At 45.5% G+C, this 20,684-nt stretch carries 11 protein-coding genes; 1 reads left to right on the top strand and 10 read right to left on the bottom strand.

The features are described 5' to 3' along the window. Positions 1-9: 9 nt before the first annotated feature. The gene (locus HP568_RS03015) at positions 10-1,146 is read left to right on the top strand and encodes a M20 family metallopeptidase (protein ID WP_048031090.1); all 1,137 of its coding nucleotides are present in this window, start codon (positions 10-12) and stop codon (positions 1,144-1,146) included. Between the two features lie 80 nt (positions 1,147-1,226). Here the strand turns inward: HP568_RS03015 and HP568_RS03010 are convergent, their stop codons facing one another. From HP568_RS03010 to HP568_RS02965, 10 genes are all read right to left on the bottom strand, one after another. Then, entirely contained in the window at positions 1,227-1,523 is a 297-nt protein-coding gene (locus HP568_RS03010; RefSeq protein WP_173628280.1) for a hypothetical protein, read from the bottom strand. A 179-nt stretch (positions 1,524-1,702) separates the two neighbouring features. Further along, a complete protein-coding gene (locus HP568_RS03005; RefSeq protein WP_173628279.1) occupies positions 1,703-2,056 on the bottom strand; it encodes a hypothetical protein in 354 nt (117 codons plus the stop codon). A gap of 86 nt (positions 2,057-2,142) precedes the next feature. Then, a complete protein-coding gene (locus HP568_RS03000) occupies positions 2,143-4,581 on the bottom strand; it encodes a hyaluronate lyase N-terminal domain-containing protein (protein WP_173628278.1) in 2,439 nt (812 codons plus the stop codon). Beyond that, positions 4,581-7,604, bottom strand: coding sequence for a discoidin domain-containing protein (locus tag HP568_RS02995; protein WP_254551004.1), 3,024 nt, complete (start codon positions 7,602-7,604; stop codon positions 4,581-4,583). The genes HP568_RS03000 and HP568_RS02995 overlap by 1 nt, the downstream gene beginning before the upstream one ends. Positions 7,605-7,607: 3 nt before the next feature. After that, a complete protein-coding gene (locus HP568_RS02990; RefSeq protein ID WP_173628277.1) occupies positions 7,608-8,315 on the bottom strand; it encodes a hypothetical protein in 708 nt (235 codons plus the stop codon). Between the two features lie 143 nt (positions 8,316-8,458). Next, on the bottom strand, positions 8,459-10,342 hold the full coding sequence (locus HP568_RS02985) for a hypothetical protein (protein ID WP_173628276.1): 1,884 nt from the start codon (positions 10,340-10,342) through the stop codon (positions 8,459-8,461). A gap of 20 nt (positions 10,343-10,362) precedes the next feature. Then, entirely contained in the window at positions 10,363-11,511 is a 1,149-nt protein-coding gene (locus tag HP568_RS02980) for a beta-xylosidase family glycoside hydrolase (protein ID WP_173628275.1), read from the bottom strand. 12 nt (positions 11,512-11,523) lie between these two features. Then, complete coding sequence (locus HP568_RS02975) at positions 11,524-16,191, bottom strand: hypothetical protein (protein WP_309142200.1); 4,668 nt, start codon at positions 16,189-16,191, stop codon at positions 11,524-11,526. 2 nt (positions 16,192-16,193) lie between these two features. Then, positions 16,194-19,508, bottom strand: a complete 3,315-nt coding sequence (locus HP568_RS02970) for a 3-keto-alpha-glucoside-1,2-lyase-like domain-containing protein (protein ID WP_309142199.1) — start codon at positions 19,506-19,508, stop codon at positions 16,194-16,196. Between the two features lie 82 nt (positions 19,509-19,590). Further along, positions 19,591-20,682, bottom strand: a complete 1,092-nt coding sequence (locus tag HP568_RS02965) for a hypothetical protein (protein ID WP_173628273.1) — start codon at positions 20,680-20,682, stop codon at positions 19,591-19,593. Positions 20,683-20,684: the final 2 nt, after the last annotated feature.

Below are 20,684 nucleotides of genomic sequence, written 5' to 3'. Positions count from 1 at the left end.
AGAGGCACTATGTCAATCCACACTTATGTACAAGAGAATATGTCCCACTATCTACAGCTACTCGAAGAGGCAGTCAACATGGACTCGCCTTCTCGTGACAAACAGCTAGGCGACCGCATGGCGGGCTGGTTCGCCCTACAGTTTCAACGGCTGACAGGGGGAGTAGCAGAGCTGATCCCGAATAAGACATATGGCGATCAGGTGCGTTGTACGCTGGGCAACGGGGAAAAGCAAATCCTCATCATTGGCCACTACGATACTGTATGGCTAGAAGGAGAGGCGGCTCGCCGACCGTTTGCAATCCGGGATGAGAAAGCGTACGGGCCAGGCGTATACGATATGAAAGCGGGCGTTTTGCAAGCCATGTTTGCGATGCGGGCATTGGTGAAGCTGGACCGCCTGCCTCCAGATAAAAAAATTGTACTTCTGCTAAACAGCGACGAGGAGATCGGCAGCCCGACTTCTCGCCGACTGGTAGAAGAAGAAGCCGCGCGTTCGGTGGCGAGCTTTGTGTTGGAGCCACCAACCGAACCGAGCGGCGCACTCAAAACATGGCGGAAGGGAAGCGCCCATTTTACCGTGGCAGTCAGCGGTATTTCCTCACACGCTGGCGTCGATCATCAAAAAGGTGTCTCTGCTATTGAAGAGCTGGCGAGACAGGTGCAATATCTGCATGCCTTGACCGATTACGAGAAAGGAACGACCGTCAACGTGGGCGTCATCAAGGGCGGAATCGGCTCCAATGTCGTAGCCGACTCGGCAGAAGCTGAAGTAGACGTGAGATTTATCTCGATGCAAGAGGCATTACGCATGGAGAAGGTAATGAGTGAACTCACACCAGTGCTAGCCGGTACAAACATCAGCGTAAAGGGAGGCATTCGCCGACCGCCGATGGAGCGAACCGAAGAGACAGGCAAATTATTTTCCCTTGCACAATCCATTAGCATCAATGAACTAGGGATGGCTTTGGAAGAGTCGGGTACAGGCGGAGTCAGCGATGGCAACTTTGCTGCTGCTTGTGGAGTCCCGACACTGGATGGACTTGGTGTAAAAGGTGGCTACGCCCACTCGCCGGATGAATGGATCGAACTGGGAGAAATATCGACGCGCGCTACCTTGTTGGCGCGTTTGATAGAGGAAGTATAGAGAGAAAAGAGAAGAGGCACCTGCCTTGATGCGTGTGACGTTGCATCAGGTCAGGTGCTTTTTTGTAGGGAAGAATGAGGCTATTGCTTCGAGGATATATTCAGCTTTTTCACAAAGCTGTTGAGGTAGTTCGCTCCGCGGCTGGTGAGGATACCAGCCAGCACGGCAGAAACGTAGTAGCCGCTGCCCTCAAGACCAAAGGGGTTGACTTGAAAAGCAAGGGAGAGCGAAATGCCAATGAGGATAGAGAGGAGGTAAGTGGAGCGGTCTTTTAGTACGGGGAAGGCATTTTTAAAAATTTCCGTTACGGCTTCGATCAAGATCGCCATAAAAGTAAGCAGACTCAGGCTGTGAATGAATTGGTCAATGTCAATCAAAGGTTGTTCCTCCTTGTGTTAGTAAAGCGGGGCGTACTTCGGGGATGTAAATAGTGATCAAGACTGAGGCGAGGCGAGATTTCGCCCCAAGGAAGGTAGGTGTCACCTTCGTGGATGGCACCTTGGACCAAGCGGTCATTGATGAGGAACAAAAGGAGATGCGGCTGGATCAGTTACATCTAGGAGACCCTTCCCTGCATGTACGTTTTGAGCTCGGTCTCCAGCTCTTTTACACGAAACTCTAGCTGTTGTCTCTCTACTACCAGCGTCGTGTATTTATCTCGCCACTCCTGCACGATGGTTTCAAGCTCCATGCAACGGTTGCGCCAAACATGGAGTTCTTCCCGAAGCTTGTCCATTTCCTGACGAAGCTCCTGGCGAATTTGCTGGTTTTCCTGCGAGATTTGCTGCCTGTCTGTAATCATCAACTCTTTCTTGTTGTTGTGGCGAGCAACCAGATAGGTGACGATTGCCGTCAGCACACTGGATACTACCAAAGGGAGAGTGGAGGAGTTGAGTAGTGTTTGGATCATCCGTTTGTTCACCTGCTTTCTCTTGTGAGGTCTATATATAGAGTAGACAGTTCGGGGAAATTCTCACGGTGGTTTGAGTGGAAATGCTACCACAACTGCTTGATTTGGAAGTAAGAATAGGTAGGGAGGGCTTCTACGACGCCATTGGCAAAAAACGAGTAACCGAAAAGCTCCACGTAGTCACCTTGTTGAAGTCGAACGATGCTTGATCCGTTTAGACACCAGGCATGGTTGGAATAGGAAACGATGCTACTGAGTACTTTATGAAGTTCACCGTTGATTCTGACTTCTAGATGTAGTCCGTTTGGTGAGGTTGTTGGGCTAATGATTCGGGCTGAGCCAACAATTAAGTAGTCGCCCGGTACCTTTGCGATAAAGCGATTTAGGTTTTTATCGAATTCCTGCAGTTCGTCTTGTAAGGGTGTATTGAAAGCAATTTTGGTGAAGGTGTGAGGGGCGGATAGAGTTTGGTCCGCTGACATGGTGGCGGTTAGGTTGGTACCTGTTTTGGCTGGAGTGAGTAAAAGGTTGGAGCTGGTCAGGGTGTAACCAGAGATGGCAGGTGATTTCACGGAGCCAGAGGGCGAGGTAATGACTGCTTTTACTCGTAAATCTGCATAGAGCGGGTTCTTAAAAGAATGTTTGCGTCCAAGGGCGGCTGTTTCCCAAGTAGCGCCGCCGTTGTTGGACAGGTACCAGTCTATTAAGCCTTCTTGAAGGGTTTGGTCAGCGGTAAGCGAGGCATGGGCAATGGGAGATACGGAAGGGAGCTTGGTGCTTACAAACTCTTGGATGACCTCCCCTGAAAGAGTGCCTGTAATTACCCGATAACCATATAGCTCTGGGGATAGATTTGTAGTAGGTGAGTCTAATCTGGCTCGTATAAGTAGTGAGGTGGAAGGTGTTTGGAATGTAACTTCTTCTCCGGGTAAAGCATTTATCCAATCTAGCCCGTTGTTATTGGTTACCTCCAACGTAACGGTAGCTTTGGATGCTCCAAAAGTGTATTCGTCGATGGCCTGGTTTGTTTCATATCTGGAAGTTAACGATAACGAACGAAGAACTCCGTTGCTATCTTTAAAGGGAAAATGCTTGCCGGCATAGGTCGAGACCGTTACAGAAGAATCAATGACGGTTAAATCGGAAGCCTTGAAGGTAGTGAGATAGTATTTGTTTAACTCTGCATAGGAGGAGTAAACGAAGTGGTAATTTGAGCCGTCAGCAACTAGTCTGGAAACCCAATTTGCGTTGATGTTTGCGACTGTAGTGGTTTGAGCAAGTGTTTCAGGATGAAGAGAATAGAGTTTAACTGTGTAGGATGTCGTTGCGCCCGTATAAATCGTTTGTATAGCGATGTATCTATCGAGATCCGAGTCGTACATCATGTCCAGTGAGCCGTCATGTCCCCCGCCTACAGTTATATTGACATTTCGAACAATGCGAAATGCACTATCAAGTAGGATTACTTTGAATGCATTTGAATTTATTACAGCTACAGCAATTTGATTTCTTATAGGGTCGTAGGTTGAACGTAAGTAACTCGTAGTTCCGGAACTAAGGATATTAGTCAAATCCTTAACTAAAGAACCATCACTGTTAAAAACGTGAATTCGTGTATAGTCGGCAACAGAATGAAATACCCAAATTCTGTTTTGCCTATCTACTGTTAGTGACGTTGCGACTACCTCAAATGATCCTAGATAAATGGGAGACCAATCTTTGAATGTGGTACCGTCGCTATTCACGCTACCAATTACACCGTCTAAGGATGCGTGTGAGATGGAGAACCAAACACGATTGTTGTAGTCGACGACGTAATCTATCGATTGAAAAGGAAGAGTATGAGTATTCCCTGTAAATGGCAAGATGGTTCTTTCAAAAGCCAGGCTGCCATCAGGATTTGTTACTTTTGCATAAATCCCCTTACCATTGACAAGCGCCACCTTCCAAGTACGATTCGTGCGATCTGTAAAACCCATAGGCTGCGAAAAGACACTTCCGGAATAAGAAAAGCGAGTGGCTTCTGAGAATGCGTATGCGCTAGGCTCGTTGGCTACAGCGTTAATGGTTACTTTACTTGTGCTAGGGATGGTAATCGGCTTGGCGTAAAAAATACCGTTTTTAATCCCTGCGGAATTCCTGATCAGACGGTTGGTTGTATCTACTGTGACTCCCAAAGAATTCGATCCGTCATAATAGTTTGTGGTACTGAAGTCTTCGGTAAAGTCAGGGGTAACCGTAGGAGTTACTCTTCCCCCTACTATTCCAGCAGTTGTCTTTTCGGAGTCGACATAGGTTAATGTATCAAATTCTTCGGTGTAGGTGCTGGACATGGTACTTCTGTTCATTTCAAGTTCTTCTACTCGATTTGCAAGAGTGGGATCAGATGCTGCGATGGGCACTACACTTTCACCTGTTCCGACAAAAAGTTCATGGGTATCGGTTGTAAAAAGAGGCTCCCCCGCTGATGCAGCGGAGGGGAGATTGGATTTTAGACCGCGTTTTAGTTTGATTGGTAGTGTCATTAAAAAGTACCTCCATCTACTTCTGTGAGCGTGGAGCCGCTGCCGCCGCCAGAGCCAACGTTAATTTTGTAGTCTCCATTTGACAGCAAGAGGACTCGCAGATTGGTATTTCGATTATATCCATATTTGTAGTCTACTCCTGGCATCGCCATGTCCCAGGAATCTAGTAAGTCCACATCCATGGTAAGAGAGTCCAGACTTGTTTCATCAGCGGATGAAGACTGTTCGAAGTAGAAGGCGCATCGCAAGTTTCTAGCTTGGCCAATTTTCTCGTCCCATTCAGAGATGCTATTGAAATCGTCTATTGTCATTGCTTTTTCTTTGAATTCAATGGGGGTAGTAACATCGACTGTTGTCCACGAGCCATCCTTTTGTTTTGCTTCCCATGTTGCTCCACTGTCCGTACTTATTGCGACTCTTAGAACGCCTTTCTCTGTACCTGATAAGGTTAAAGAGTTGATTTTAGCTACGCCGAGAAAGCTAGTATCATTTTTCATTTTCACGATTCTTGGTACAGGAACTCCAGTGAGATGAGCGACTGTTGGCTCTCTTTTAGGTTTTGAAACAAGGATTTTGAGGTTGGATTTGTCTTTTAAATCTTTCAAGTAGGGGGCGCATGTAGAGAGGTCGAGCATGCCTTTATTTAGAAACATATCGTCTGTGGGAGGAGTAGTACCAACGGTTTCCCAGCCGGAAGAAGTGTACGTTTTCACGTCTGTGCCGTCTAGTATGAGGAATCGATTATTGTTGATAGGCTCAATCGTCAGAACTGGACGGAAGCCTCTAGCTGGGATTGTCAGATCAGTTGAACCGGAGGTCCAGTTTGTGAGACCGTTATAACCTCGAATTACGCGGGCTTTTGAATTGGATTGGTCAGTTGTACTTGTCCATGAACCGTGATTTACATTATTCCAGATCTGGTCATCGGTAATGTACTTATCCCATTCGTTGTCTTTGTCTGTGGAATTTACACCACCAGTCGGGAGACGAAAGGTGAAGGCGCTGTCGTGTTTTCTTTCGGCTAGTTCTGCCTCGACAATTGCAATTTGCGTAGTACTATAATTGTTGTAGCTAGTTAAAACATTGATTCTGTAATACCGATACGATTTATTATTGATAAACTCGTAGACAAACTTAGCGTCTTCATTATTGGGTACAGTCCCAGATGTTACCGATTCGTAGGTGCTGTCATCATTTGAACCAAATAGTTGCCAATCTTTGATGGAATTATTGAGGTAGCCTGTCGATATTTTCATCCCAATCAATGAGAGATAATTGATATTCTTTTGACTACCAAAGTCTACCTTAATCCAATGACCTCCAACCGGAGCTTCTGTTCCATTCACGTACCAGATACTTCTTTCTTGGCCTAATACATTGTTGTCAAAAGCTTTCCAAGGCATATCATTGGCAGAATACGCACTTGCAGTTATAGTAACCCCATCAGTAGTTTGTCCAGTCATGGTCGGAACCAGGTCCTCAAGTATTTCTAATGGTAGCCCGCTCCCGCTAGCGACACCAGCGGTATTCAAGACATCCCAGCTAATATTATTTTGAATATTTCTATCCGCAAGAAGAACTTTTTTCCCCTGGTGATCAGTGTCGACCATTATAAAGTAACCATCGCCATTTGAACTTGCAGATGAAGATGCAGGGATAAATTTACTTATTTCCATACCTAAATCAGAGAATTTCCCTACAGTCCCGGATGTAGCAGAGTAATGAAACCGAATTCGTTTCCCTACCTCAAGGTCATTTACTTTAGTTACCTCGTCAGGATGAAGTAAGCGACCATTTGCATCAATGTCAATTCCATCAATATACCACCAGTAACCTTCAACAGTAGAAGAAATTTCAACAGAGTGCCTTTTTAGTTCAAGTCCTAATTTCTCGTACTGAAGAATAGATCCCTGATTTTGACTTCCAATGGTGGCACTGTAACTTTCCTCTACTCCGCTAATTACTACTTTTAAGTTAGGATGGTATCCACTGTTAGCCACACCCAAAATTCTCAACTTAGTACCATAGAAATCAAATCTGACTTTATTTGCGCCAGTCCTCTCCGCATAGATCGCAGTTCCACTAGACGATGTATTGCTTGTTTGCACAACCCATGTACCGGAATAGGATAATGCCTGATCATCTTGCTCGTATCTTTTCCACCCAAGTTCTGGTTCAGGCAGGCGTTGTCCAATACTCGCAATCAGTGTGCCCGTGTCATCTATATCAATAGCATCTAGAGTCGTGAACCCTCCTGTTTTTACGTGTTCAATTTCCACAGTGTGGATGGTATTTTCCAGACCTGATTTTTCATAGGATAGATATTTTCCAATAGGACTACCATACATATCAACAGTTTCCGTTATGCCATCTATAGTGATTTTCGTAGAATTTCGTTCTCTATTTGTATTTCTGTCTGATATCAGTCTAATTTTTGTACCGTTAAATTTAAAAGTAACCTTATCTCCTATCGTAGAGGTAGTTATCGCACTTCCTCCGCTGTGCACAGTATTTATTTCTGTCTTCCAATTCCCATGAAAATGAAACTGGGTAATAGAATTTTCGTATCTTTTCCAACCTTTCTGGGGTGACTCCAATTGCCCAACTAGAAATCCTTGCGTATTTACTTCAATAGCATCAAATAGAAAAAATTTCGTTCCCACAGTTTTTATTTGAACGGTATGGACTCCGTTTTCCAGCCCCTCAAGATTAAAGACAAGGGCTGGAGAAACGGGAGAACCTGTCGTATGTTCATTTATTGTTCCTCTAAGAACACCGTCAATATATACTTCTGTTGCTCTTGCACGATCATTAAACATACCTCCAATGATACGCAGCTGAGTCCCACTGAAACTAAAAGAAATGGTAGCACCACCTGTGGAGGTATATGTAGATGTTCCACCATAGTTCCATGATCCAGTTTCTGTTTCCCATGTCCCCGTGTATTTAATAAAGGAAGAAGTATGGTCATACCTTACCCAACCTTCTTCTGGAGTTAATAAACGTTCTCCTACTGTTGCCATCTGCTATACCTCCTTGTATTCAAATACTGGCCGGAAACCGATTGTGGAAAGCTTGTTTGCCGAAGTAGTGTAGCCTATGTCATTGGCAGGTGTAGCTTCATTAAACCCTCCGCCTCTTAGTATGCGGTTGTAAGGTAAGTTTGTTTGTATACTTCCACTAGCATCTTGAAGACCATTAGCTGGCGTATCTTGAGTTATTGACCATACTCCCTTCCAATGAAAAACATCATCTAGTGTTTTTCCTGGTTGGATCATATCCACTGGGAAATTCACAATGTACTTATCCCACTCATTATTGAGAGGCCATGCGCCTTTATTTTTGTCAGTTAGGGAAAGATGTCCGTTTTTATCTGTATAAGCTACTCCGCCCGTTAGACAGCGGATCCATCCATTTAGATCATCTACTTTTGCTGCAAGCCCTTGAACTTGCTTGCCACTATTTAAAGTATCCCAGGAAACTGTATGATACCAAACACGGTCACAAATCAGTAATCCCTTATCAATTTTAATAAAATAAAAAAAGTAATTTAGGTGGCTAGCTGGCTTAGAGGGATCAGTATTGTAGAAGATGCCAGAAACAGGGCATTCTGGCTTTCCTCCATCGCCTATTTCATAAGTGGCAGGCCCAATCCAGTTAACCTTTAGATAATCGCCAATCTCCATATCTGCGATTTTAGTCCGTAGTTGTCCTGTTGTAGCAGGTGTTGGCATTCTTCATCATTCCTCTCTATGATGTCGCGTTTCTTTAAACGAAGGTATTTAAGAGGTTTTATTTGATTTCATTGATTGTAGCTTCCGTGTACCCTGAGGTATTTCCGCAAAATTTCAAAAGACATGTTTAAGTCACTATCTATTTAAGTCACCCCAATTTTCTCAATACTCGAGTATTGGTTAACATTGAGAGTAAAAGAGTACACACTATGACCAGACGGAAGCACAGTGTCTTCTGTCAATTCAAACGAATAGTCTGTTTTAAGCCGTAATTTTCCATCCACCTCCATATGATTGTCATGGTCAAAGTTAGGGGCCTCGTTACTAGAAAAGGATGCAATTTCGAGAGTGTAATTTTGTTCACCGAGGGCAAATTTCAAAACCTCAATAGGGGGTAATTTATAACCAGAAGTGTAGGGGATGGTGATATTTACTTCTAAAGGAGAAACAGGAGATGCGATAACGCCATATTTCTCTATCTGGATTATTGAATTACCGTTACCAGGTACGTTACCACCTGAACTACCGCCTACCGTATCTGTATACGTGGGGAGAGTGTCTTCGTCATACCAAATGCAGCCAATACTATGGAGGGCTGCTTTTTCACTCAGGTTGGCGCGGAGGACGAGAGAAGTACCTGGAAGGAAAGTGCTTAAATCAATTAATTGATTCAAAGGTAGATCAGATGTGAAGGTTGCTCCTCCATCCAATGACATATCAATGCTGGCGTTGCCCTCATATTCTGCATCCAACACGAGATGGGTCGGGGCTTTTGCCAATGGAATTGGTTTGGAAACCATGACAGGATTTTTATCAGATGCTTGCAGTATTTGTACCTCAGTGAGGGTCATATATGAGCTCTTATTCCATACGGTCACCATTAGTTCATTAATGGGGTAGCCAAGGTTGATGGGGTAGTGCCATGAACCGTCACCATGTACTCCTTTATCGGTCTTAGAAGCGAGGTTGACTCTTGGAGTAACTGCCTCCCATTTACCTGAAGAAGGATTCTTAACAAAAATTTGATGATCGCAATAATGGTGACCGTTGCTATAATAGCTACCATTCATCCAAAGAATAATTTTGTATACCTCAACAGGTATCGCCCATTTCATGAATAAGTCGGCACTTGTACCACTTTGAAGCCAGTAATCTGAAGTCCCCCCTACTGCTGCAACAACATTATCGTCTGCGATTTTTTCTACAGCATACATAGGGGAGGCACTGTTCATTTTGAATGTTCTATAGCTTTTACTACTATTAAAGAAATCGCCAACAGAAGAAGCAGTTTGGACACCTAATGTCTGCCAGTTATAAGCTAGTCCGGCGGTCTTGGTGAATTTCCCATTTCCAATTTGAAATGATTCGGACTTAGATTCGTCAACCCCTGTAGGATCTTCAAAAGCATCGGCATACAAATTATGTCTTACTGACGCTCCCTGATTCGCACTCTCTAACGTCCGATAAGCATTACGCAAAATATTAGTAGCAGCAACGACGTCAACTAACGGCTTCGTGGTAGTTGTTCCACCGCCATCGTTGCCCCCGCCACCCCCCGTACCAATCTTCCCCTGCATATCATCCAACCGAGCTTTCAGACTGGGAAACGTCCTGCCATCCCGATCCCGACGTGCAGCAACCACCTCGGCGTTCGGGTTAGAGGAGACATCGCTTTGTAGCTTCAAAATGGCTTGGTCTTGCTGGGCGTTTTTTTGTTCGACTTGCGAAAGACGAAGATCTTGCGTCTGATTTTTCGCTTCTGCCGCACTGACCGTTGACGATAACGTATTCAGCCGCGCTTGAATGGTAGAAACATCACTTTTCACGGCATCAAGCTGACGATCCTGTTCGTCGTCTTTGTCTTTTAGCTCACGAAATCTATCCTTTAAGCTCGGTTTATCCTCTCTAGCGTCATCCAGCTCCTGAAGGTAGGAGTCGATTTCAGCGTGGGTACGTTTTCCCTTGTTGGCCAACTCATTATGATCGAGGACGACTTCGGTGCCTGTTCGGGTGATTCTGACCGACATACGTTCAGCTCCTTTTCGATTTATTTGGTATAAACGGCGGACAAATTAAGCCCGAAATGGACATGCGTCGTTTTATCTACGAGTGCTGGATCTGTTTCTCGGGAAATCCGCGTCCAGAAAACTTGTTCATTTCCTGCGGTAGTATCCGGCAGGGTGAAAGAATCGTCCCACGTGCCGGGCACACCGTTTTGGTCTACGGCGACATCTACAAGCCGCTTGTACTGATCGGTACCTGCATAGGAAGTGAGAACACCTTGGATACCCGTAAAAGTTCCATGAAGCATGGTATTTCGGGCGATCATTTTTACTTCCTTGTACTGGCCTTGGAGCATATGACCGAGAAACTCCTCTGTGTTGTCTTGCAGGTGGACCTCATTTCCTTCGCCATCGATAAAAAAGAGGGTGGGAGAGGGGGAAAAGTCGTATTCGTCGCCGCCCCACATTTTCATCTGGTCGCTGGAGCTAATCGTTGTTTTGCCGTCTGCTTCCGCAAAACGAAGAGAGCCAGTGAAAGGGATAGGACGCTGAGTCATATCAAATTGAATGGATGTTTGGCTTGTCCGACACGTTTTGGAGTCGACAACGGCTCCTGTGGAATCGAGCAGCTCCACGCGGGTGCCGGGGGAGAGGTTTGAAACAGTGAGAGTGGGGAGGGAGAAAACGCGGACGTGTTCCATGTCCAGATAGTCGTCTGTAGCGCTGCTGTTGAGAAACATACCGATTTTGGGAGCCAGGCGATTGAATTCTTCCGAACCGATGATGTGCCAGATGACGCCGTCCTCGGACCAATACGCGGTGTAGGTATTGTAGTCACGTACTAGTCGGAGCCAGGGGAAGGTTTTCGCAGTGCCTTGCGTTGCATCGTAATACTCTTCGACGTGGAAAAAGTCATTGTGGTTTATGAAGACAGTCAATCCGCCTGTGCTATCGGAAGCTTTCGGATTGTATGAATTTTTCATATCGAGGACGAATTGTTTCACGGGGGTAAGTGTGTCTAAAAAGAGTTGAAGTGGCTCAGCCCCGCCTTTTAAACGGAGAGAGCCTGGTGCGTCTGTTAAAGACCACCTTGAAGAATCATTCGGTGTCATGTTCCACTTGGAATCGAGGGTAAGAGAATCGAAAGAATCCTCGAAGAGAAACCCCGATTTACGCCGAGAAACTACACTCATAGAAGTACCTCCTTACGTAAATAGCCATATTCGTTTGCCAATCACACATGCCTCAGGGCGTTGTTTCCAGATCGCGAGCAAACATTTGATCAGTGCTTCGACGCATTTGTCTCCGCTGCCAGGATCGCAGTAGGGGGTGACGAGGACCTTGTCGCAGATCCAGTTGGTTAGTTTGATGTAGTCGATATTGCAGTAATCCCAGACCTCTGTTGTACCTTTTGCTGTAAATACCCAGGTGAAAGTATGTCTTCCTCTATCTACTTGAAACACAGGAGATCCACCAGCATTTGTATAGCTGCCTCGAAGAACGCCATCAATGAAAAAGTCCAATTGGCTATTAAAAGGAGAGGGGACAATTGTCCAATTTTCCGATGCCTTGAAATTTCGTAGCTTGAACGTAGTCAAATAACTTTTACCAGTCCACTCGCTTATTTCGCCTTTTTGTTCTGTAGTAATTTCAACGCGTACTTTGGTAATGTTGGGTTTGGATAGGTTTTCGAGGGTAAAGTCGTAGTTTCCGGACAGATTAACAGTAGTGTTTTGAAGTTTGTTGCCTGTTTGATCATAGATGTTTACCTGAATATTACTGCCGTTGCATCCGCCCATCCATATTGGGACGTTGGCTGTTGTTTTGAAATTGTAGACAAACGCCGATGATTTAGGGAGGGGGAGTTTATCGTGGAAGGTATATTCTCCATTACTTAATCTCGCTTCGGCATCGCAATCCGTATAGAACTTGATTCGGATAGAATAATTTTTCCCTTCGTCAGAATCATTGGTAATGGCAGCCTTAATTGTTTGAATATCATCAAAATCAGAGTATTTCTCTTCGGATAGGATGGTTCCGTTGTCTTCGTCGTGAACTCTTACGCGGACATAGGCATCACGGCATGGTTTTGATTTTTTACTTTGCCTGATCTCGATTGTATCGATCCAACACCAGGAGTCGTCAGGTATGATGACTTGAGTTGGTGGAGGGAGATTGGGTTCATATGGAGATTGGTCTCTTGGATAAGTGGAGCCTAGTTTATCGATACAATATTTAGACCACTTTTCTACCGCTTTTCCTTGACTTAGAGTAAAGACACCTCCGTTGTCATCTAATCCTCCCCTCTGGCTTATTCCCTTTAAAAGCTTGTAATCAAAACGATAGTGTTTACCTAGAGGGACATCGTACTCTATGAAATGTTCAGCCTGACCTGTAGGACCTGCTGATAAGGGGTAGGAATCAATAATTGTTCGATTGGTTATATCCGTTACAGTAACTTCTACTTTAGTGTCGTCATAGTTGTTGCTGAATTTACGGTGTTTATTGGATGTTAATTTGAGATTGCGAATAGCGATGTAATAGGGGATACCATCTTTTCCAAACGTTGAGTCTTTAAAAAAAGTTCGTCGGACGTCAAAGACAATGCAGTAGGGACCTGGCTTATTACAATAAAATTTTTTGGGACCATGGTGTTTAGCGCCGCTCCAATCTTTTATTTTATAGGGATTCTGTATGTTCCCTACATTCATCCTCGTATTACCTGTGGCTGTGATTGTTGGGGTATTCCAGCCAATACCTCTACGTGTTACAAATAGATGAGAATTCGTTTTAGGTTCATATTCCGTCGCTATTGCGTAACCATATAATCTTCTCGTAGAGACTTGTCGCCCATTTTTATTACCTTGTTGACTATCTAGTTCGTAACAATAGTATTGATAGTCAAACTCAACTTCTAAATGTTCGTTCCCCACACTGTCAAATACAACGTACCAATAAGTAGAGGAAATGTGTTTATTTGCAACCTGTTCGGATGTTATCACATAGGTATTGTCATAGTGTATCGGTGTCTTTTTAGCAGCGTCAGGATGAGAGCGGAAAACCCATTTGACAGGGACATCGAATGCATTTGGAACATTATAGCCTTTACCAGCATAGATTTTTAATCGCTCTGAATATTTGGCTGTTGTAATGGGAGAGTTATTAATATGCCGTCTGATTGTAAAACCATCTTTTTCGGTACCTTGAGCAATGGGTACTGAACCATCATAGTAAATCTTAATGGGTCTATGAGCATTGGTGTTCCAGGCTACTCTAAACTTTCTTTTGGATTCACGAACTGGCTGAGGATCATAGTTAACACCGTATTCAGCCAGATAAGTCTCTGTTCCAGCCGGATAGCACTGCTCGCCACCTGTAGAAGGATCTGGTTTCGTAGGCGGCTCATAATCTAAATCGGGGTCCTCAACCTCAACTTCATCGTAATCTTCAAATACCCACTTTAACGTTTGCTTTCCTCGGCTAAGTGGAACTACTACCGTATGACCAAGAGGATCACTTGTGCTTTTGTTTTCAGACCAAATTAACCGATTGTTACTATATAAACTGAGATATTCGTAGTCTGAAAAGGAACCGCCATATTCGAACTTTACGAACCCCGGTTCATCCAAATCTATATTCTCGACATAAAGGCGGTTCCGGGTACCGTCTTTATTCTCGACCTTAAGTACGCCGTCTCCTCCGTGACCTTCTCCATGATAACGAGTAACGATATCTTCCCATTCCCAATTGTCATCGACACGAATTTCACGTGCATAATTATCGCGATCATTGAAATCCTCAGAGAAAATTACTTCATATTCATCTTCCTCTGATTCATCAACGAGACTTTTCAGCTCCAGTTCTTCCGAAAAGTCAAAGGAGGAACCAGGGTTCAGGAAGATGTCGTAAACATTTTCTGCACGATCTTCTTTTGTATAACTCGAGTTTCTGTCTGTTTTCCATTCCCGGTCTACATCAATATAGCTGCCCATTGGTGTTTTATGTTTGCCGCTTGACGAGCGATAAGAGAATTCACCAGGATAAGTTTCTTCAAGGGGTTCTTCTGTCAGGTCATCTTGAATTCGAAAAATAACGGTATTGCGGCCTTTTACTAATGGGAGCTGTACATTTTTCTCCCATTCATCTCCCGTTGCTTCTAGTTGTTGTACGTCATTGATAATGACGAGGAGTCTTTCTGTATCACGTAAACCAGTGGTAAAACTAAACTCAATCCACCCATCAGCCTCAAGCTCAAAAGTATAGGTGGCATCTCCATTTCCAGAAACAATAGGGTCCTGCATATAAATTCCGCTGCCAAGTCCGGGAATCGACTTCCATTCCCAGTGACTCACCCCGGTGAAGGAGAAGTTTAAAGGATCAGAAACATTGGTGGTTCGTTCCTCATAGTGATCAATCTCTAGTGGTGGACAAATCAGTTGGACATCTCCTGTTAAATCAACGGTACAGTTGTCACCAATTTCAATATCATAGGAAATGATAGCTGAATCTTCTTGAGTGGAGGAGGAACGTCCATCTAATGACCACTGCCACCCATGTTGTGAGACCGCGGTACTTCCTCGTACTCCTTCGCCGATTTGGGTACGGGAAGCAAATCTTTCATCGAAAAATAGAGCAGATTCATCCGTATATGGCGGGTTATCCACTCCCATTTCGTATTGAAAACTGAAATCTCCAGCGCACTCCGCATCAAGTACTCTCTGAACTTTCCTTGAAAGTGTATCGTTTACTCCTGAAAAATAAGTGGTGATGATGCTCTTATCTGAAAACGTAATCCATTCCCACCCTGGAATGTTATAAGCTGCATCCCCCAACGTATCCACATCCGGCGGCGTCTGCTCATCCAAGCTCTGCACCACCTCAACACACTCTACATCTTTAACATAAACCGCATTTTCCCCAAACCGCCGATCACTCATCCTACGCACAAACCAATCAAACTTATACGTCTGCCCCGGCTTGACGTGAAACTTCGCTTCCTGCCAGTTGCTGTTTTGATTCCATTCCCCGCCAACCTGATTATTGTTAATAAAAAACAGCAACCCATCGCCAGGAGCGGTGCTAGCCATGTACTTGAAACGAATGAAACCTTGCTTTTTAAAGCGCCATTGAAATGTTACTTTACTGGAGTTGCCATGCTTGAGTGTGGTCACATCCAGCTTCATGATATTTTCGTTCCCCGCCATCTCATTGGAGCCGACGGAGTGAACCATCTTCCATTCCTGATCCTCGGTGGAGGAGACGTAGCGGAACAAGCCGTGAAACTTGTCTGACAGCGGGAGGGTCCGCATATCGAAGGTCGGGACTTCTTTATCGATGGCATCGTAATGATTGAGATAGTAGCCACTAAAATGATGATAGTAAGGAGCCGGGCAGACTGGCAGCGAAACATTTTGGTGGGTTCCATCTGGCTGCTCAGCGTTTTTCAGGATTTTGTAAATGCAATCGCGTACCATGAGCAAGGCGCGCTGGTAGTCGTTTTTTTGCGGATCGATTTGCTGGTTGACCCACCATTCCAGGCGACGGTACATGTTCCAAAGCGCTTCGCGGCAACGAACCTTGGCGTACCAATTTTTGTCTCGGACAAATTGCTCAATCATCTGATCAATCATGTTTTCGAGAGAATCGAGATTGACCGTCTGCCAACGGCCGATCTGACCTTTGCCGGGATCACCTAAGAGCGGATTCTGATACCCAGCGTAACGATCCTCTGCACGAGGCCGATTGGGGCTGTCCGGATTGTCCGGATGATTCGGGTGGAATGCGCCCTCTACCAATGAGGAGCGCATTTTTCCGAATGTGACATTGCCCACAGATTTAGAAAAAATGCCAAACGTATGACCCAAAATGATCACCTCTAATCCGTAAAATCGTATTGCAGGTTATGATCTACCCAGACGCGGATGCGGTTACCCGTAACCCAAACACGCAGCGTGTACCATTTCTCTTTTTCCCAGGCAAACGGGTTCATTGGGGTAGAGTACATGATTGATCTACCATTCTCTACCTTAAAAAGCTGCATGGGTCGCGGCATACCGCTGGCGCTTCCGTCACTGACGACAAACATCCAGTAGTTCTGAGCGTTGTGATATTTGAACACGATGCCAGCGCTGTCACCATCTGCGGGCTCATCGACTTTGAAATCGACCTCAAACTGATAGTCTGTATAGGTAAAGTCGTTTCGGATGAAGCCACTCATGCCACTGGAGCCTTTTGGATGGGTAAATGTGCCTTGGTCGCGATTATGCTCCCATGTGCCAGAACCAAAACGAGTCCAGTTGTCTTGCCCCATCGCGAGCGCATTCATATCTGTCGTCCATGGATAGTACGCATTGAATGGATCGTGGGGATCGTATACTTCTGGAACAGAAAAACCACCTGACCAATGCTCTGGATCATGTTCAGCTTCGAGTACATCATCCGAGTAGTCGTAGACTAAACCTTGTCCTATTTCTTCTATACGATCTGCCCACGCCTTCTTGTAGTCGCGAACGGAAAGTAATGGTTGCTCGATATGTCCTTTTCTGTGATCCAATTGGCCAGCCAAGTATTCCAGGATGACGGCGTCTGCGAGTTCTTTTTTACCCATGATTTGAGTGAGAAGAGAGGTAGCGCGCTCTTGGTTGTTAGCTATCCAATCCGTGTTGATAACAGCTTGATCCAGTTGCTTGTAGCTGAGGATGGATTCGATCAAATGAGCTGCTGCTTCTGGCTGATAGGCAATCAGTTGCTCATGCAATACCGTTTGTTCCAGCGCGAGCTTGGCATACTTTCGCCATTCATCGTCTTGCAGTTCTCCATCACGTGCGCTTTTTTCTGCCACATCGTATAAATCGAGGAGGTAACTGGCTCGTTCATGTGGGGAGGTAGCGAAGAGATAGCCGCTGCACAATTCCGTGATTCTGCTGCGCAGCAGTGCGGTGACCGGCAACTCGTCAAGATCACTGGCGTGAGCAGATTTACGGGCTGTATGCTCGTCAAACAAAAAGGACGGATCGGGTTCCATGTAACTAAAAGGATGCTCAATTTGCAGCTCGGCTGGACGGAATACATCTTCGCCAACGAGTGCTTCTGCAATAGTTGCAGGGGCTGCCTCCATTTGGCTGGTGATTTCTGCCTCATCAACCGTGGAAGAGAGCAAAACTTCCCGTTTTCCTGCAACCCCGTCTTCCTCCAGATGCGAGAGAACCTCGTTCGGACGGGTGGACTCCCATGTCTCAAAGGAAAGAATGCCGGCCCTGTCTTGCAAGGCTTTACTGAAAATGACCTCCGATTCAATCAATGCCTGAACCCGCGTCCGCACACCCTCCAAAAATTCCTCATCTACGTAAGCATCGAAAGTCTTGTTGGTCAGTGCCCATTCCATGAGTGCTTCCAGAATGCTTTGGCCGTCTGTAAGGCGCGAGGCAAAAATCATGTCGTCCATCAGGTGGGAAGGAAATTCTTTGGAAGCAAGGATGTCTTCCAAAAGATGAGCGGGCAGTAAGCGTAACATTGCTGCGAAGATCATCTCTTCTGCCAACAAGCCATCCATAGTTGCTTCGCGAGAATAGAGCTGGGCAGCGAGCCATTCTTGTAGAAGACTTGGGCGTACATTTTCCAGGTTGGCGAAAATGTCATCCTCATTCTGATAAAAAGATGGCTTAGGTGCTTTGCCCCCACTCAGATTAATGGGGCGTTCCTTTTCCCAAAGATGAGCAGCATGCAAGAGCTGGCGATTTGCGCGAACATCATCCCTGATAATCGAAGTGGAGCGAGAAAGATCTTTCTTTCCGAGTTCGAAGTGCTGAGGAATCCAGAGCGGATTGGTTTTTTCACGAAGAGAATCATTGATGGGATTGGGAACAAACAAGGGGTGGCAGTTGTGGCGGGAGCTTTGTTCCAGATAGGTCATGAGCGAAGCATCTGTTTGAATCGTTCGGGTTCCCGTAATCTGTGATAGGAAAATAGCGAGGTCTGAAACCACGTCCCGATTCCCGATTGCATATTCCGTCATGAGTGTGCCTAAGGATTGATAGGGACGAGTAGCATGGAGTCGAGAGTGATTGATGAACAAGTCATTTTGGTAGGGTCGGAAGGCTGTTGGTGAAAAGGAATCGAGGGAGAGAAGACGCGTGAAATCTCGATAGCCCCAGTCGTGCGTTTGTAAAAGGGAACCATCTTGACGGATGCTTCGAAAACCTGTAGAAGCTCGATGGATAGCTAAGTCTTGCGTAGCAATCCTGCTTGCACGTTGTAGGAAATGCAGCAAGGCGTCATACTGACGGGCTTTGAGGTAAGCCCAGTCCATATCGCGAAGCACCTTCGTCGGCTGTGTTTTCCTCCGGTGGAAGGCTTGCACGAGGTGTCGGGTCATCTCGAACGCAAAATGACGCTCGCCAATGGAACGGGACCAATCTGTAAACATGGCATGTCTGTTATCCCGGCTGGAAAGAGGTAGGCTGTTCTCAATAGATAGGTTGTGAGTGATTGATCTGGTTGCGTATTCTCTTTCCATCTGCACAAAGAGAGAAGCCCAAAACTTTCGCTCAGCCAAGCTTCTTTCGGTGTTGATGAATACATCAAATGTAGAAGTACGCTCTCCCGTGAACCATTCGTTTATCTTTTTTCCTGCGAATCGCTCAGTTCGTGTTGCGCTAGGTTTCTCTTTCCCAACGGCAGCTTCGGTAGAAATGGAACGGCTTGCCGATGCTGGTGGCAAATCAATATGCAGCTCATCCTTATTTACGCGCACGGACATTTGGGTTGGATCGAGCTGTGCCATCCCTGCTGTTTTGATCCGATCCGATAAATGAACGCGACGAATAACTTGTAATGGTTGCTTAATAATTCGGTCAGCGTCCAAGGTCTCGTCCTGAAGCAAGCTCTCTTTAAGCGGTGAGCGATCGGATACCACGACAAGCTCCATGGGACTGGCCATGCTAGTATCATTCCGGATCATATCCTGCAAGGAGTCTTGAAGGTCAGCGGCAAATGATTTTCGATTCGCGAGCAAATAATCCAGCATAACCATACTGGCACTTTGTCCGTAGGGAATATAGACGAAGGAATACTTACGGGAGGGCGAGGTCGTAAAGGTTACTTTTCCGATATAGTTGCGAATAGAAGCGTAGTGGTCTGCAAGTCTGAATTGATAGGTTGTTAGAGAAGAAATCCCGGTCAAATGGTTCACCTCCCAAAAAGAAGGGGGAACACCAGAGATGCGTTCTAGTTTTCCCCCTTTTGCTAGCTATACGGTTTTAGAGGGACTTCTTTTAGTAGCGAACTTCCTTCAGGAAAGCGACCCCCATTTTTACGTTGGCGGAGTAGTTCATGAAATTCTGCTCGGTATTGTGGTCGAAATAGCGGTAAACTTCCTGCTTGTGTTTCTTGGTCGTGTCGCTCGGATCGACATCAATAATCAATTCATCCAAGTGGAGAATGTTGTTTTTCGAAACAGCAATGCATGCATCCAGGCTGCCGCGGTATCCATCGTAGCCATGCACGACATAAATCGGACTCAAATGGTAACGGCGTGTCCAAGCAGATGCGTTAAAGCCTTGTGGCTCCAGAAGAAGACCCGTGTCCCCGAGCTTGCTATCGGAATATGCCTTGCCAGGCTGTGGAGCTTGGGTAATGAAGGCAGGGTAGTGTTTTTGGAAGCGAATGCCCGATTTTGTCGCCAGCATTTGCAAGGTGTTGTTGCCAAAAGAGGTGTATTGACCATAATCGTGTGGGGCGATTGGCGTAGCAGGCTCAGCAGCGACAGCACCAGCCGTCAGCATGATGTTTCCAACCACATCATCCATGTTGTACTTGAATGGTTTCAGTGCGCCCACATACAGGAAGCTCTTGCGATAATCTTCAAAGTGAACAGCCGGATCGCCAACAGCTACGAGGGAAAGGCGATTGTTCATCACGTTCATGTACAGGTAGACAGGTTTATCAATCGTACGATCTGTCGGTCGTTTGTCACTCGTGACGAATTTCTCGTCAGCCCATTCAAAATTAACTGGATGTCCTTCTGTTCCGAAGGTTTTGGCTGTGGAATTGTAGTCTGCCAATACTTGAACCGTCAAGGAGCTGTGTTCCTTCGGGTTGGTGAAGCCTGGATTTACGAATTTGACATAAAAATCTTTGGTCTCGTTGTTAATCTTGGAGATGCCCTTTAAGACTAGCTCGGAGGTTTTGCCAGAAGCGGAATCTTTTTTGGTGAGGTCGGTCATGACCGTCCAGGTTGATTTTTCTTGTGTCTCTCCGGCGGCTGGGTTAAAGGTATAGTTAGTAAGTTGTTCAATTTCGGATTTAATCGTATCCAGGAGCTCTTTAGAAGTGGTGATTTTTTCAATGTATTTAAAATTGGCCATGT

It is taken from the genome of Brevibacillus sp. MS2.2 (genome assembly GCF_013284345.1).
Taxonomy (GTDB): domain Bacteria; phylum Bacillota; class Bacilli; order Brevibacillales; family Brevibacillaceae; genus Brevibacillus; species Brevibacillus brevis_C.
This window is presented reverse-complemented; position numbering and strand designations above follow the sequence as displayed.

Bases quoted from the DNA above. Each gene is read 5' to 3' on its own strand.
- HP568_RS03005 (WP_173628279.1), bottom strand. From the start codon at position 2,056: ATGATCCAAACACTACTCAACTCCTCCACTCTCCCTTTGGTAGTATCC.
- HP568_RS02965 (WP_173628273.1), bottom strand. From the start codon at position 20,682: ATGGCCAATTTTAAATACATTGAAAAAATCACCACTTCTAAAGAGCTC.
- HP568_RS03015 (WP_048031090.1), top strand. From the start codon at position 10: ATGTCAATCCACACTTATGTACAAGAGAATATGTCCCACTATCTACAG.
- HP568_RS02995 (WP_254551004.1), bottom strand. From the start codon at position 7,604: ATGGCAACAGTAGGAGAACGTTTATTAACTCCAGAAGAAGGTTGGGTA.
- HP568_RS02980 (WP_173628275.1), bottom strand. From the start codon at position 11,511: ATGAGTGTAGTTTCTCGGCGTAAATCGGGGTTTCTCTTCGAGGATTCT.
- HP568_RS02985 (WP_173628276.1), bottom strand. From the start codon at position 10,342: ATGTCGGTCAGAATCACCCGAACAGGCACCGAAGTCGTCCTCGATCAT.
- HP568_RS03000 (WP_173628278.1), bottom strand. From the start codon at position 4,581: ATGACACTACCAATCAAACTAAAACGCGGTCTAAAATCCAATCTCCCC.
- HP568_RS02990 (WP_173628277.1), bottom strand. From the start codon at position 8,315: ATGCCAACACCTGCTACAACAGGACAACTACGGACTAAAATCGCAGAT.